Annotated in this window: 14 protein-coding genes and 3 tRNA genes; 12 read left to right on the top strand and 5 right to left on the bottom strand. The window is 71.9% G+C overall.

What is annotated here, in order from left to right; translation table 11 throughout:
- The first annotated feature begins 9 nt into the window (after positions 1–9).
- From AB0O21_RS30750 to AB0O21_RS30730, 5 genes are all read left to right on the top strand, one after another.
- Positions 10–1,563 (top strand): NADH-quinone oxidoreductase subunit M, encoded by a 1,554-nt coding sequence (locus AB0O21_RS30750; protein ID WP_365176250.1) that lies wholly within the window; start codon positions 10–12, stop codon positions 1,561–1,563.
- Positions 1,560–3,101 carry an NADH-quinone oxidoreductase subunit N gene (locus AB0O21_RS30745; RefSeq protein ID WP_365176147.1) on the top strand — a complete coding sequence of 514 codons (1,542 nt, stop codon included), beginning with the start codon at positions 1,560–1,562 and terminating at the stop codon, positions 3,099–3,101. The genes AB0O21_RS30750 and AB0O21_RS30745 overlap by 4 nt, the downstream gene beginning before the upstream one ends.
- 209 nt (positions 3,102–3,310) lie before the next feature.
- Positions 3,311–4,174, top strand: a complete 864-nt coding sequence (gene htpX / locus AB0O21_RS30740) for a zinc metalloprotease HtpX (RefSeq protein ID WP_365176145.1) — start codon at positions 3,311–3,313, stop codon at positions 4,172–4,174.
- Positions 4,171–4,563, top strand: a complete 393-nt coding sequence (locus AB0O21_RS30735) for a YccF domain-containing protein (RefSeq protein WP_365176143.1) — start codon at positions 4,171–4,173, stop codon at positions 4,561–4,563. The genes htpX and AB0O21_RS30735 overlap by 4 nt, the downstream gene beginning before the upstream one ends.
- 101 nt (positions 4,564–4,664) lie before the next feature.
- Positions 4,665–5,189, top strand: coding sequence for an SMI1/KNR4 family protein (locus tag AB0O21_RS30730; protein ID WP_365176141.1), 525 nt, complete (start codon positions 4,665–4,667; stop codon positions 5,187–5,189).
- Here AB0O21_RS30730 and AB0O21_RS30725 read toward each other — a convergent pair.
- The 3 genes from AB0O21_RS30725 to AB0O21_RS30715 form a co-directional block, all read right to left on the bottom strand.
- Entirely contained in the window at positions 5,173–6,408 is a 1,236-nt protein-coding gene (locus AB0O21_RS30725) for an APC family permease (protein WP_365176139.1), read from the bottom strand. The two genes, AB0O21_RS30730 and AB0O21_RS30725, sit on opposite strands and share 17 nt — an antisense overlap.
- Before the next feature lie 9 nt (positions 6,409–6,417).
- Positions 6,418–7,854, bottom strand: a complete 1,437-nt coding sequence (locus AB0O21_RS30720) for a SulP family inorganic anion transporter (RefSeq protein ID WP_365176137.1) — start codon at positions 7,852–7,854, stop codon at positions 6,418–6,420.
- A 199-nt stretch (positions 7,855–8,053) separates the two neighbouring features.
- Positions 8,054–8,542, bottom strand: a complete 489-nt coding sequence (locus AB0O21_RS30715) for a YajQ family cyclic di-GMP-binding protein (RefSeq protein ID WP_365176135.1) — start codon at positions 8,540–8,542, stop codon at positions 8,054–8,056.
- 200 nt (positions 8,543–8,742) lie between these two features.
- Here AB0O21_RS30715 and AB0O21_RS30710 point away from each other — a divergent pair.
- Both AB0O21_RS30710 and AB0O21_RS30705 read left to right on the top strand, forming a co-directional pair.
- A tRNA-Tyr gene (locus AB0O21_RS30710) sits at positions 8,743–8,824 on the top strand.
- Positions 8,825–8,926: 102 nt separating this feature from the next.
- Positions 8,927–9,367, top strand: a complete 441-nt coding sequence (locus AB0O21_RS30705; RefSeq protein ID WP_365176133.1) for a DUF3574 domain-containing protein — start codon at positions 8,927–8,929, stop codon at positions 9,365–9,367.
- Between the two features lie 27 nt (positions 9,368–9,394).
- On the opposite strand, the gene AB0O21_RS30700 is transcribed toward AB0O21_RS30705, so the two are convergent.
- Together AB0O21_RS30700 and AB0O21_RS30695 are read right to left on the bottom strand one after the other, a co-directional pair.
- On the bottom strand, positions 9,395–10,051 hold the full coding sequence (locus tag AB0O21_RS30700) for an SDR family oxidoreductase (protein WP_365176131.1): 657 nt from the start codon (positions 10,049–10,051) through the stop codon (positions 9,395–9,397).
- Between the two features lie 53 nt (positions 10,052–10,104).
- Positions 10,105–11,391, bottom strand: a complete 1,287-nt coding sequence (locus AB0O21_RS30695; protein ID WP_365176129.1) for an amidohydrolase family protein — start codon at positions 11,389–11,391, stop codon at positions 10,105–10,107.
- A gap of 346 nt (positions 11,392–11,737) precedes the next feature.
- Here AB0O21_RS30695 and AB0O21_RS30690 point away from each other — a divergent pair.
- From AB0O21_RS30690 to AB0O21_RS30670, 5 genes are all read left to right on the top strand, one after another.
- A tRNA-Thr gene (locus AB0O21_RS30690) sits at positions 11,738–11,810 on the top strand.
- A gap of 48 nt (positions 11,811–11,858) precedes the next feature.
- Positions 11,859–11,931 (top strand) — tRNA-Met (locus AB0O21_RS30685).
- A gap of 88 nt (positions 11,932–12,019) precedes the next feature.
- The gene (rpmG, locus tag AB0O21_RS30680) at positions 12,020–12,184 is read left to right on the top strand and encodes a 50S ribosomal protein L33 (RefSeq protein ID WP_007265873.1); all 165 of its coding nucleotides are present in this window, start codon (positions 12,020–12,022) and stop codon (positions 12,182–12,184) included.
- Positions 12,185–12,398: 214 nt separating this feature from the next.
- Positions 12,399–12,851, top strand: coding sequence for a MaoC family dehydratase N-terminal domain-containing protein (locus AB0O21_RS30675; RefSeq protein WP_365176127.1), 453 nt, complete (start codon positions 12,399–12,401; stop codon positions 12,849–12,851).
- Position 12,852: 1 nt separating this feature from the next.
- Positions 12,853–13,281 carry a MaoC family dehydratase gene (locus AB0O21_RS30670; RefSeq protein ID WP_365176125.1) on the top strand — a complete coding sequence of 143 codons (429 nt, stop codon included), beginning with the start codon at positions 12,853–12,855 and terminating at the stop codon, positions 13,279–13,281.
- Positions 13,282–13,462 lie beyond the last annotated feature (181 nt).

Genomic DNA, 13,462 nt, shown 5'->3' with positions numbered 1-13,462 from the left:
CCGTCCGTGATGCAGTTCCTTCTGGCGTTCGTCGTGGCCGCACCGCTCCTCGGTGCGGTGGCGGCCCTCCTGCCGGCCCCGCCCGGGCTCAAGGGCAAGAGCCCCGAACAGGCCGTGCTCCGCCACGGCGTGACCGTGACCGGAGTGATCCTCGCCGCGGCGATCGCCCTCACCCTGGGTTTCGACCACGACGCCCCGTCCCGCTTCCAGGCGACGACGGACATCAGCTGGATCCAGGCGCTGAACGTCCGGATCCACCTCGGCATCGACGGCATCTCGCTCCCCCTCCTCCTGATGACCGCGCTGCTGTTCTTCCTCTGCGCGCTCTACAGCTACTTCAAGCTCCCCGCAGGCCCCTCCCCGAAGGCCTTCGTCGCGCTGCTCCTGGTCCTGGAGTCCGGCACCCTCGCGACCTTCGCCGTCCTCGACCTGCTGCTCTTCTTCCTCGCCTTCGAGATGGTCCTCATCCCGATGTACTTCCTCATCGCCCGCTGGGGCGGTGCTCAGCGGCAGGCCGCCGCCTGGAAGTTCATCCTCTACACCCTCCTCGGCTCCGTGGTCATGCTGCTCGGTCTGCTGCTGATCGGACTGACGAGCGGCACGTTCGACATGGTGGCACTCGCCTCTGACAACGGCCGCGAACTGTCCCACACCACCCAGCTCCTGGCCGTCCTGTCCATCGGAATCGGCCTCGCCGTGAAGACCCCGATGTGGCCCCTGCACAGCTGGCTGCCCGACGCCCACACCGCCGCGCCCACCGTCGGCTCCGTCGTGCTGGCCGGCGTCCTGCTCAAGATGGGCACGTACGGGTTCGTCCGCATCCTGCTCCCCGTCACCCCCGACGGCATGGCCACCTTCGCCCCCTACCTCGGCGCCTTCGCCGCCGTCGGCATCGTCTACGGGTCCCTCGCCTGCCTGGCGCTGGCCCGCAAGGGGAACAAGGGCGACCTCAAGCGCCTCATCGCGTACTCCTCCGTCGGCCACATGGGCTTCGTGCTCCTCGGCATCGCGTCCATGACCCCCACGGGCGTCAACGGCGCGCTCTTCGCCAACATCGCCCACGGCCTGATCACCGGCCTCCTCTTCTTCCTGGTCGGCGCCCTCAAGGACCGCTACGGCACCGCCGACCTCGACACCCTCGCCGGGGCCACCGGCGCCGCCCTCTACGGCCGCGCCCCCCGCTTCGGCGCGTTCCTCGCCTTCGCCGCCGTCGCCTCCCTCGGCCTGCCCGGCCTCGCCGGCTTCTGGGGCGAGATGCTGGCCCTCTTCGGCGCGTTCGACCCCGCCGAGGGCCTGTCCCGGCCCGCCTTCCTCACCTACATGGCGTTCGGCGCGTTCGGCACCCTGCTCACCGCCGCCTACCTGCTGATCGTCGTACGGCGCGTCTGCATGGGCGACCCGAAGGCCGGCCCCGCGATCGTCCTCGCGGACGTCCAGCGCTACGAGTTCGCCGCCTGGACCCCGCTCGCCGCGCTCACCGTCCTCGCCGGCCTGTGGCCCGCGGTACTCCTCGGCCTCACCGACCCGGCCGTCCAGAAGCTCCTCGCAGGAGGCAACTCATGACGGTCCTGTCCGCCGTTTCCGCGGAGGCCCCCAGCCTCGTCCAGTCCGTCGACTGGCTCGCCATCGCGCCCGTCGTCATCCCCGCCGCCGTCGCCCTGCTGGTGCTGATCGCCGACCTGTTCGTCGCCGAGAACCGCAAGCCGCTCCTCGGCTGGATCTCGGTAGCGGGCCTGGCCGTCTCGACGGCCCTCCTGCTGCCCCTGCGCGCCGGCGACCGCTCCACGTTCTGCCTCACCGCGGACCCGGCCGCCTGCAGCTACACCGCCGACCACTTCGCGCTCGTCGTCCAGTTCCTGGTGCTCGCCGGCGCCCTGGTCACCGCCCTGCTGTCGGTCACCGCCGTACGCGACACGCGCATGCCCGCCGGCGAGTACTGGTTCCTGCTGCTCTCCTCCGCGGCCGGCGCGGCCCTGCTGCCCGCCTCCCGCGACCTGGCCACCCTGATCGTCGCCCTCGAAGTCGCCTCGCTGCCCGCCTTCGCCCTCGTCGGCATGCGCCGCGGCGACCGGCTGTCCTCCGAGGCCGCCCTCAAGTTCTTCCTCTCCTCCGTCACCGCCACCGCCGTGTCGCTGATGGGCATCAGCTTCGTCTACGCGGCCACCGGCTCCCTGCACCTCACGCAGGTCGCCGACCGGCTCGAAGACGTCCCCGGGCAGCTCGACACCGTCGCCATGGTCGGCGTCGCGCTCACCCTCGTCGGCTTCGCGTTCAAGACCGCGGCCGTCCCGTTCCACTTCTGGGTCCCCGACACCTACGTCGGCGCCCCGCTGCCCATCGCCGGCTACCTCTCGGTGATCGGCAAGGCCGTCGGCTTCACCGGCCTCATCCTCGTGACGGTGATCGCCTTCCCGGCGTACTCCGACATCTGGGGACCGGCCCTCGCCGTCCTCGCCGCGCTCACCATGACCCTGGGCAATGCCGCCGCCCTGCGCCAGTCCGCGGACCGCCCGAACAGCGCCGTACGCCTGCTCGCCTGGTCCTCCGTCGGCCAGGCCGGCTACCTCCTGGTCCCGATCGCCGCCGCCGCGTACTCCGGCCGCGACCAGATCGGCTCCACCCTCGCCTACGCCCTCATGTACGCCGCGGTGAACCTCGGCGCCTTCGCCGTGGCCGCGCTCGTCGCCCGTACGAAGCCGCTCCACCGGATCAGCGACTACCGCGGCCTGTACGCCGAGCGGCCGATGGTCGCCCTGTCGATGGCCTTCTTCCTGCTCTGCCTGGCCGGCCTGCCGCCGGGCATCATCGGCCTCTTCGCCAAGGTCGCCGTCTTCCAGTCCGCGGTCGACGCGGGCCTGGGCTGGCTGGCCGTGGTCATGGCGGTCAACGTCGTCATCGCCCTCTATTACTACCTGCGCTGGACCGCGCTCCTGTTCCGCGCTCCGGAGGGGGCGGAGGCCGCCGAGGGCGCGCAGCCGCCCACGAAGGCCCCCTGGCCGGTCACGGCGGCCATCGTCGTCACCGCGGTCACCGCCGTCGTCGTCTCCGGCGCCCCGCAGCTGGTCCTGCGCGTCGCGTCGGGCAGCCTCTTCCCGCAGTAGCCGGCACCCGGCTGTAACCCGTACGGAGTAACGCCCGCGGCCGCCGCCCCCTCGCCCCCACCGCCGGGGCGACGGGGCGGCGGCCGCCTCGGCATGCCCCGGGAACCAGCCGCCCCCACCTCGCGTTGACCAGGAAGGGAGGGTCCACTGGACCGTAGACCCTCAGTCCTGGACGGGGGCTCCCTGCCGCACCACAAGGAGGGCGTACCGTGCACCGCCGGCACAACGGGCTGAAGACCGCCGTACTCCTCGGCGGGCTGTCCGCACTCATCATCCTCATCGGCAGCTTCTTCGGGCGGGGCGGCCTGATCGTCGCCGTCGTCATCGCCCTCGGGACGAACGCGTACGCGTACTGGAACAGCGACAAGCTGGCTCTACGCGCGATGCGGGCCCGCCCCGTCAGCGAGTTCGAGGCCCCCCAGCTCTACCGCATGGTGCGCGAGCTCTCCACGTCCGCGCGCCAGCCCATGCCACGCCTCTACATCTCGCCCACCGAGGCCCCCAACGCCTTCGCGACCGGCCGTAATCCGCGCAACGCCGCGGTCTGCTGCACCGAAGGAATCCTGCGCATCCTCGACGAGCGCGAGCTGCGCGGAGTCATCGGCCACGAGCTCAGCCACGTCTACAACCGCGACATCCTGATCTCGTCGGTGGCCGGCGCGCTGGCCTCGGTGATCATGTTCCTGGTCAACTTCGCCTGGCTCATACCCGTGGGCCGCTCGAACGACGACGAGGGCCCGGGCCTCCTGGGCATGCTGCTCATCATGATCCTCGGCCCGCTGGCCGCCTCCGTGATCCAGCTGGCCATCAGCCGCTCCCGCGAGTACGAGGCCGACGCCTCCGGCGCCCAGCTCACCGGGGATCCCCTCGCCCTGGCGAGCGCCCTGCGCAAGCTCGACGCGGGCACCAAGCAGCTCCCGCTGCCCCCTGAGCCCCGGCTCGAGACGGCGAGCCACATGATGATCGCCAATCCCTTCCGCCCCGGCCAGGGATTGTCCAAGATGTTCTCGACACACCCTCCGATGGCCGAGCGCATCGCCCGGCTCGAACAGATGGCAGGCCGCACGCAGTGAAGACAATCCTGAACATCATTTGGCTCGTCCTCAGCGGCGTCTGGCTGTTCCTCGGCTACTGCGTCGCGGGCGTGATCCTCTGCATCACCATCATCGGCATCCCCTTCGGCATCGCCGCCTTCCGCATCGCGGTGTACGCCCTCTGGCCCTTCGGCTACACCACGGTCGAGCGCCGCGACGCGGGCGCCGCGTCCTGCATCGGCAACGTCCTGTGGCTGGTCCTGGCCGGCTGGTGGCTGGCCATCGGCCACATCGTCACCGGCATCGCGCTCTGCATCACGATCATCGGCATCCCGTTCGGCATCGCCAACTTCAAGATGGTCCCGCTCTCGCTGCTCCCGCTGGGCCGCGAAATCGTCCCGACGGACGCGCCGTTCGCCTCTCGGTAACCCTGTGGGCGCCGTGCGGGACGGCGGAGGACCCTCACCTGACATCTGACCGAAATGTGCAGGTCAGGGCGATTGTCAGTGGGGTGCGTCACCATGAACGCATGAACGAGACCGAGCAGTTGCTGGAGCAAGTCGCAGCCCGTTCGCGCAACTCCGCGCGCGGGCACGGAAAGCCCCATCCCGTGCCGCTGGGCGATGGGGAGATCGCCCGCGCCGAGGGCATACTCGGCTTCGCCCTGCCCCCGCTGCTCGCCGCGCTCTACGCGCGCGTCGGGGACGGTGGATTCGGCCCGGAACAGCGCTTCCTGCCCCTGCGTCAGGTCGTGGCGGCCTACGAGGCCCGGCGCGAATCCGGCTGGCGCTGGCCGGAGGGCGTTCTGCCGGTGGCCGACTTCGGCTGCGGCCTGGACGCCTGCGTCGACAGCCGGTCCGAGACCGCCCAAGTCCTGCTGTTCGACCCGAATCCCGGGGAACCCGAGCTCGCCTGGTCCATGGACACCCCGAGCCTGGCCGACTGGCTGCGCGGCTGGCTCGACGGGACCGCCTGGTTCTGCGAGGAGTCGGAGCTGGGGGAGGAGCTCGACCTGGAGCTGCACCCCTGGGCGGAGTTCAGCGCCCGGATCTGACGCCCCGGCGTACGCCGTACGCCAGGGCGCCCAGCGCCAGCACGGCCGCCCCCGAGACCGCCGAGGCGAGGGGCAGCGTGCAGGCCAGCACGACACAGCCGGACAGCCCGACGGCTGCCACGGCCCGACCCTTGACACCTGAATCGAGAGTCCAGGCAGAAGCGTTCGCGATCGCGTAGTAGACCAGCACTCCGAAGGAGGAGAAACCGATCGCGCCCCGCAGATCGGCGGTGGCCGCGAGCACCGCCACGACCGCACCCACTGCCAGCTCCGCATGGTGCGGCACCTGATGCCGGGGATGTACGGCGGCCAGCGCGCGCGGGAGGTGGCCGTCCCGGGCCATCGCCAGCGCGGTCCGCGAAACCCCGAGTACGAGGGCCAGCAGCGAGCCCAGCGCGGCCAGGGCCGCACCCACCCGGACGACCGGGACCAGTCCCGGCAGCCCGGCCGCCCGGACCGCGTCGGCGAGCGGGGCCGCCGACCGCGCCAGCCCGTCGGCACCGAGCACCGACAGCGCCGCCACCGCCACTGCGGCGTACACCAGCAGCACGATCCCCAGCGCGAGCGGCACCGCCCGGGGGATCGTCCGCTCCGGGTCGCGCACCTCCTCGCCCAGCGTGGTGATCCGGGCGTATCCCGCGAAGGCGAAGAACAGCAGCCCGGCACCCTGCAGCAGCCCGGCGGCCTCCCAGTCGGCGCCGCCCAGCCGCCCCGCGTCGGCGGCGCCCGAAGACAGGCACCCGACCACCACCCCGGCCAGCACCGCCAGCACCGCCGCCACGATCAGCCGGGCCAGCCGGGCGGACTTCTGCACCCCGCCGTAGCTCGCCGCGGTCAGCGCCACGACCGCCGCGACGGCCACCGCATGCTGCTGCCCCGGCCAGACGTACGCGCCGACGGTCAGCGCCATCGCCGCGCAGGAGGCCGTCTTGCCGATCACGAACCCCCAGCCGGCCAGGTACCCCCAGAAGGGACCCAGCCGCTCGCGCCCGTAGACGTACGTGCCGCCGGAGGACGGGTACCGGGCGGCGAGCCGCGCCGAGGAGTGCGCGTTGCAGTAGGCGACGACGGCCGCCAGGGCGAGGGCGGCGAGGAGCGCGCCGCCCGCCGCGCCGGCCGCCGGGGCCAGCGCGGCGAAGATGCCGGCGCCGACCATCGCGCCGAGTCCGACGACGACGGCGTCGGAGACCCCCAGGGTGCGTTTCAGCTCATCCGTCACGGGCGGAGGCTAGCCCGGCCAGATGACGCCCTCACGTCCGGGGAGTGGCGTCCGCTCCCGCTCCCAGCCCTCGAGGGCCGTCAGGCAGGCGTGGTCGAGGTGGCGCAGCCCGCTCAGGTCCAGCCGTACGGGCTGTCCGGGCGGCAGCGCGTCCAGCGCGTCGAGCAGCTTGGGCAGGCGCAGGAAGCTGGCGTTGCCCACCACCCGGACGTACAGGCCCGTTCCCTCCCGCACCTCCTCGATGTGCACGTGGGAGGTTTCCCAGGCGGCCTTGGCGACGGCGAGCCCCAGGCCCACGAGCACCCCCTCGAAGAGGTTGGTCACCACGATCGCCGTGGCCGTGGCGAGCAGCACCACCGCCTCACCCCGGTGTGTCCGCCACAGCGCGTACACCGCCCGGGCCGGCAGCAGCTTCCAGCCCGCATGCAGCAGCACTCCGGCCAGCGCGGCGAGCGGTACGACCTCCAGTACCTGCGGGAAGGCGACCGCGAAGAGCAGCAGCCAGGCGCCGTGGAGCACCCGGGCCGCCCGGGTCCGCGCCCCGGCCTCCACGTTCGCGGCGCTGCGCACGATCACCGCGGTCATCGGCAGCGCCCCGAGCAGCCCGCACACGGTGTTCCCGAAGCCCTGGGCGACCAGTTCCCGGTCGTAGTCCGTCTTGGGGCCGTCGTGCATCCGGTCGACGGCGGCCGCGCTGAACAGCGTCTCGGCGGAGGCGATCAGCGCCAGCGCGGCCACGGTCCCCAGCGCCCCCGCCGAGGCCAGCACCTCGAAGTCGCCCGATGAGGGCAGCGCCACGGCCTCCAGCACTCCCGTCACCCGCACCCGCTCGACCGGCAGCCGCAGCAGCGCCGACGCGGCGGTGGCGGCCGCGGCCCCGACGAGCGCCCCCGGTACGAGCCGCCACCGGGCCGGCATCCGCCGCCAGGCGACCATCACGGCGATGGTCCCCGCGCCCAGCGCCACGGCCGCCCAGTCGGCCCGCGCCCCGAGCTCGTGCACCCCCGCCAGCTTCGCGAGGGTGTGCCCCGGAGCCTCCACCCCGCCCAGCGCGTACAGCTGCCCCGCGATGAGCACGAGCCCGATCCCGGCCAGCATCCCGTGCACGACGGCGACCGAGATCGCCCGGAACCACCGCCCGAGCCGCAGCACCCCCATGCCCAGCTGCACCACCCCGGCGGCCAGCACCAGCACCCCGAGCGCGGGCAGCCCGTAGGACCGCACCGCCTCGTAGACCAGCACCGTGAGCCCCGCGGCGGGCCCGCTCACCTGGAGCGAGCTCCCGCGGAACCACCCGGTGACCAGCCCGCCGACCACCCCGGTGACGATCCCCAACTCGGCCGGCACCCCGGAAGCGACCGCCACCCCCACACAGAGGGGCAGCGCGACCAGTGCGACGACCACGGACGCCCCGAAGTCTTCGCGAAACGTGCCGGCCCCAGGCATGCGAGAACCCCCTGTCACGCGGTGATGGATGGCACCCAGCGTGGTGGGCGCACTCACCGCCGCCCAAGTGCCCACGGAAGCCCTCGATGGCGCGTGCGCCGCTCACGCCCCGCACACACTCCCGCGGGCCCCGCAAACGCCGCGGCCCGGCAGTCCGCGAGGACCACCGGGCCGGCGTGGAGGCAGGCCGCCGACTGGGTCAGCGGTAGTTCACGAACTGGATCGCGAAGTCCAGGTCCTTGCCCTTGAGCAGTGCCTGGACCTCCTGCAGGTCGTCACGGCTCTTGGAGCTGACGCGCAGCTCGTCGCCCTGGACCTGGGCCTTGACGCCCTTGGGACCCTCGTCCCGGATGATCTTCGCGACCTTCTTGGCGTTCTCCTGGGAGATGCCCTCCTCGATCGTGGCGAAGATCTTGTACTCCTTGCCGGACAGCTGCGGCTCGCCGGCGTCCAGCGCCTTCAGCGAGATCCCGCGCTTGACCAGCTTGGTCTCGAAGACGTCCAGGACGGCCTTGACGCGCTCCTCGGAGTTCGCCTCCATCAGGATCTTGTCGCCGGACCAGGCGATCGTGGCGCCGGTGCCCTTGAAGTCGTAGCGCTGCGAGAGTTCCTTGGCGGCCTGGTTGAGGGCGTTGTCGACCTCCTGCCGCTCGACCTTCGAGACGATGTCGAAACTGGAGTCGGCCATGTGCTGTGGCTCCTTGAAGTCGGTTGTGGCGGCCCCGGAGGGCGCGGCCGGACGTTCCCGGCCCGCTCCGCAAAGCCTAGCCACCGCGCCCAGCCCCGGTGCTGATCAATCCGGTGGCGAAGCACCCCCAGTCATCAGGTATCGTTTACGTCGTTGCCAGGGAGCGCCGCCGCAAGGCGGAAAAAATGGCAGCAAATCTTGGCGGTGTGCCCGAGTGGCCAAAGGGAGCAGACTGTAAATCTGCCGGCTCAGCCTACCCAGGTTCGAACCCTGGCGCCGCCACGCGAGAGAGACCCCCGTTACTTGTAACGGGGGTCTTCTTCGCATTCCCGACGGGGCCGCTCACCGACCGCATCGTCACGCTCTCCCGTTCGTTCACCAAGGGTGAAATGGACATCTGACACACGGGGGAAGATCGGCGGCGGGGTACTCATCGCCCTGCTCGGGGCCGGCCTGCCCGCACTGGTGGGAGCGGCGCTCGACCCGCACGTCGGCGAGCCGTACCAGGAGACCAGGCTCTACTTCGGCACCGAGCGCCCCGGCGGCCGGGGTCCGGTCGGAGAGCGGGAGTTCATGCGGTTCCTGGACCGGGAGATCACCCCCGCCTTCCCTGAGGGACTGACCGTCCACGACGGGTACGGCCAGTGGCGGGGGAGCGACGGCAAGACCGTCCGCGAGACCTCCTACGAGGTGGTGCTGCTGTACCCCGAGAAGGAGGCCGACGAACGGAACGCACGGGTCGAGCGGATCCGGCGGGCGTACGAGAAGCAGTACCAGCAGGATTCGGTCGGGCGGTCGGACGACAAGGTCAGCGCCGCGTTCTGAGCCGCCCGGAGGGGCCCCGACGGGCCGTCAATTGCCCGCCACGTCCTTGACGGCCACCGGGACCGGCGTCGAGCCGGCCGTCAGCTCCAGCGTCAGCCCCGCCGTCGCCGGGGTCTCGACCAGCTCGGCCAGCACCGCCGCCACGTCGTCCCGCGGCACGGCTCCGCGCCCCGTGTGCGCCTCCAGGCGGACCAGGCCCGTACCGGCGTCGTCCACCAGCGAACCGGGGCGCAGCACCGTCCACTCCAGGCCCAGCCGGGTACGGACGTGGTCGTCGGCCTCGCCCTTGGCCCGCAGATAGGCGTCGAAGACGTCGTCGCCCTCATGCCGCGCGTCGGCGCCCATCGAAGAGACCATCAGGAAGCGGCGCACTCCCGCCCGTTCGGCCGCGTCGGCGAAGAGCACCGCCGCGCCCCGGTCCACGGTGTCCTTGCGCGCGATTCCGCTGCCCGGGCCGGCGCCGGCGGCGAACACCGCCACGTCCGCGCCGTGCAGGATGCCCGCCACGTGCTCGACCGACGCCGACTCCAGATCGCACAGCACCGGTTCGGCGTCCATCTCCCTGAGGTCGTCGCCCTGTGCCCGGTCGCGGATGATCCCCGCGACCTCGTACCCGCGCGCGGAGAGCAGGCGCTCCAGCCGCAGCGCGATCTGACCGTGTCCACCCGCGATGACGATGCGCATGTCCCGACCGTACGACGAGCCGGGCGCCCCCGCCCGCGAACGCACGGGAAACCTCAGGGACCGGGCTCCGTACGGCCCTGCCGGGGCAGGTCCAGGGCCACGGCGACGGCGGAGTCGCAGTACTCCCGTACGGCACTCGTACGGGCTACCACCCGCCCGCGGTGGATCACGATCCGGCTGTAGGCGAGGGAGAGCACGCCCGCGATCCGGTCCCCGCGCACGGCGAGCAGCTCCGCCGGGAACCCGGCCTCCACCCGCACCTCCGGCAGGCCCATGGCCTCGCGGGCGCAGGCGCTGACCGACTCGTAGGCCTCGCCCGCCCGCAGCCCGCCCTGGGAGGCCAGCAGGTACGCGGCCTCCAGCGGGTCACCGCGGCCGACCGGGTTCCCCGCGTCCCGCAGCGCCCCGCTGCCGGCCGCGACCCGCACCCCGGCGGCCCGCAGCAGCCGTACGGGCGCGGTGCGCAGCCCGCGGCGCTCCAGGGCCGCGCAGTCGCCCTGCGGGAGGCAGGTGACCCGTACGCCGGCGGCGGCCAGCTGGTCGGCGGCGCGGGTCGCCACGTCCAGGGGGAGCCGGGCCAGACCGCCGCAGGGGCCGATGGTGACCCCGGGGCGCAGTCCCCCCGCCATGGCCGCGAGCCGGGCGAGGCGGGCGGGGTCGTCACCGTCCGTGTGCAGGTCCACGGGGCAGCCGTGCTCGCCGGCGAGCTCCAGGACGGCTTCGAGGAAGCCGGTCGGGTCGGGGTCCAGGTCGGGGCAGCCGCCGATCACGGAGGCGCCCATCTTGACCGCGTCGCGCAGCATGGCGAGTCCGTCCACGCCGGCCACCCCGGTCAGCAACCGGGGGACGGCCACGGTGGTGAGGTCGGCGAGCCCGCGCAGGGAGCGGCGGGCCTGGAGCACGGCCTCCAGCGGGCCGAGGCCGTGCACGTCGCCGATCCGCACGTGGGAGCGCACGGCGGTGGCTCCGTGGCCCAGCTGGAGCAGGGCGGCCTCGGTGGCGCGGCGCTGGACCTCGTCGGGGGTGTAGGAGACGGGCCCCTCGCCGTCGGCGGTCAGAGCGGTGTCCCCGTGGGCGTGCGGCTCGGCCGGGGCGGGGAGCAGCAGGTACCCGCTCAGGTCCACCCGCGAGAGCGCGGGGGCGGGGAGGCTGCCCGCGGTGCCGACGGCCTGGATGCGGCCGCCGCTGAGGCGGACGTCGACGGTACGGCCGTCGGTGAGGCGGGCCCCGGCGAGCAGCAGGGTGGTGGCTTCGGCGGCGGCTGCGTTGCCGAGACCGCCGCCCTCGCCACGGCCGTTGCGCGGGGAGTGGAACGGCTGCTGCGGCTGGCTGTCGGACATCGCGCTCCTGCGGTGGCTCGGGCGGTTCCTGGGCCCCCGGCCGCGGCCCGCGGCCCAAGATCACGCAGCGTGCTCAGAGCCTAGGGCGCGGCGCACCCCGGTTCGCGGAAGAGCGCAATAGTCGTACCGGTGTGGTGCCCATGCGCTCCGGCGCGCGGGGGCGGCGTCGAGGGGGGAGTGCGCCGGGGGAGGGAGCCGCGTGGTGACCCCGGACACATTTCGGGTGAGAACGGGGGTGTGGGCGGCCCGGGCAGTGATCCGGGAAGGCCGGGGAACCCCCTCGGAGCCCGGTCCCCCCAAAGGATTTGGGCGATGGGCGGGCAACCGTGTAATGTCTTCATCGCTCGCCCCAATAGCTCAGTCGGTAGAGCGTCTCCATGGTAAGGAGAAGGTCTGCGGTTCGATTCCGCATTGGGGCTCTGGTGAGAGAGGTTCCCCACCCTCGGGTGGGGAGCTGATCACATCAAAGCGGCGTAGCTCAGTCGGTAGAGCAAGCGGCTCATAATCGCTGTGTCACCGGTTCAAGTCCGGTCGCCGCTACACACAGTAGCCGATTGCGGGGTCGGTCTCCCGATCGGCTACTCTTTTATGCGTTCATCCGTCCCATATTCCGTCAAGGAGCACTCACGTGGCTGCCACCGACGTCCGCCCGAAGATCACGCTGGCCTGCGTGGAGTGCAAGGAGCGGAACTACATCACCAAGAAGAACCGGCGTAACAACCCGGACCGCATGGAGATGAAGAAGCACTGCCCGCGCTGCAACTCGCACACCGCGCACCGCGAGACCCGCTGACCCCAGCGAAGTCTCGAATACAGGCACCGTCATGAGGTCGTCCCCGTCATCGGGGGGCGGCCTTGTGTCGTTTCCGCGGCCGGCTGACTGCGCGGACTGACTGCCCGGACGTTTACGCGTCCGAGCGTCAGCGCGTCTGATGGGCCACGTGCCTGGCCGCTGTTCGTTGTCTTGTCCTTGTGATTGCACCTGTTTCTTGTGGAGGTAGTGAGTCATGGCTCTCGACCAGTCCTTCGTGGGGCGGAGCTACCCGCCCACCGATCCGTATGAGGTCGGCCGGGAGAAGATCCGCGAATTCGCGGTCGCGGTGGGTGACGCCCATCCCGTCTACACGGACCCCGAAGCGGCCAAGGCGCACGGCTACCTCGATGTGATCGCTCCGCCGACTTTTGTGTTCGCCATCACGTTCGCCGCGGCGGGCCAGGTGATCGAGGACCCGCAGCTGGGGCTGGACTACAGCCGCGTGGTGCACGGCGACCAGAAGTTCACGTACTCCCGTCCCGTGCGTGCGGGTGACCGCCTCTCGGTGACCTCCACCATCGAGGCCGTGAAGTCGCTGGCGGGCAACGACATCATCGACATCCGCGGCGAGGTCCACGACGAGACCGGCGAGCACGTGGTGACGGCGTGGACGAAGCTCGTCTCCCGCGCCCCCGAGGAGGCCTGACATGGCAGCGCAGATCAAGTACGACGACGTCGAGGTCGGCACCGAACTGCCGGCGGCGTCCTTCCCCGTGACGCGCGCCACGCTGGTGCGGTACGCGGGCGCTTCCGGTGACTTCAACCCGATCCACTGGAACGAGAAGTTCGCCAAGGAGGTCGGACTGCCGGACGTGATCGCGCACGGCATGTTCACCATGGCCGAAGCGATCCGCGTGGTCACCGACTGGGCGGGCGACCCGGGCGCGGTGGTGGAGTACGGCGTGCGCTTCACGAAGCCGGTGGTGGTCCCGAACGACGACCAGGGCGGGCTGATCGAGGTGACGGCCAAGGTCGCGGCAAAGCTGGACGACAAGCGGGTCCGAGTGGACCTGACGGCGATGAGCGCGGGCCAGAAGGTCCTGGGCATGTCGCGCGCGGTGGTCGAACTGGCCTGACGGCGGGCGGCAGGCGGCAGGCGGCTCCGGTTGGGCGGGGTCGGGACTGCCGCGGGGTCCGTGTTGACCGGAATCAGAGAAGGCGCGGGGGGTTTCCCGTCAGTCCCATAGTCCTTCCGTGTCGGGCCGGCCTGTAAAGGGCGCTCCTCCTTCGTCGTCGCGTCGCTTCGCGATCGCCTTC

Origin of the sequence: Streptomyces sp. NPDC091371, assembly GCF_040684275.1 — a bacterium.
Classification (GTDB): domain Bacteria; phylum Actinomycetota; class Actinomycetes; order Streptomycetales; family Streptomycetaceae; genus Streptomyces.
The sequence above is the reverse complement of the archived record's forward strand: the minus strand, read 5'-3'. Positions and strand labels throughout refer to the sequence as shown.

Coding starts and splice junctions, on each gene's coding strand:
- AB0O21_RS30730 (WP_365176141.1), top strand. CDS start 4,665: ATGAACGAGACCGAGCAGTTGCTGGAGCAAGTCGCAGCCCGTTCGCGC.
- AB0O21_RS30715 (WP_365176135.1), bottom strand. CDS start 8,542: ATGGCCGACTCCAGTTTCGACATCGTCTCGAAGGTCGAGCGGCAGGAG.
- AB0O21_RS30700 (WP_365176131.1), bottom strand. CDS start 10,051: ATGCGCATCGTCATCGCGGGTGGACACGGTCAGATCGCGCTGCGGCTG.
- AB0O21_RS30750 (WP_365176250.1), top strand. CDS start 10: ATGCAGTTCCTTCTGGCGTTCGTCGTGGCCGCACCGCTCCTCGGTGCG.
- AB0O21_RS30695 (WP_365176129.1), bottom strand. CDS start 11,391: ATGTCCGACAGCCAGCCGCAGCAGCCGTTCCACTCCCCGCGCAACGGC.
- AB0O21_RS30745 (WP_365176147.1), top strand. CDS start 1,560: ATGACGGTCCTGTCCGCCGTTTCCGCGGAGGCCCCCAGCCTCGTCCAG.
- AB0O21_RS30670 (WP_365176125.1), top strand. CDS start 12,853: ATGGCAGCGCAGATCAAGTACGACGACGTCGAGGTCGGCACCGAACTG.
- AB0O21_RS30675 (WP_365176127.1), top strand. CDS start 12,399: ATGGCTCTCGACCAGTCCTTCGTGGGGCGGAGCTACCCGCCCACCGAT.
- AB0O21_RS30720 (WP_365176137.1), bottom strand. CDS start 7,854: ATGCCTGGGGCCGGCACGTTTCGCGAAGACTTCGGGGCGTCCGTGGTC.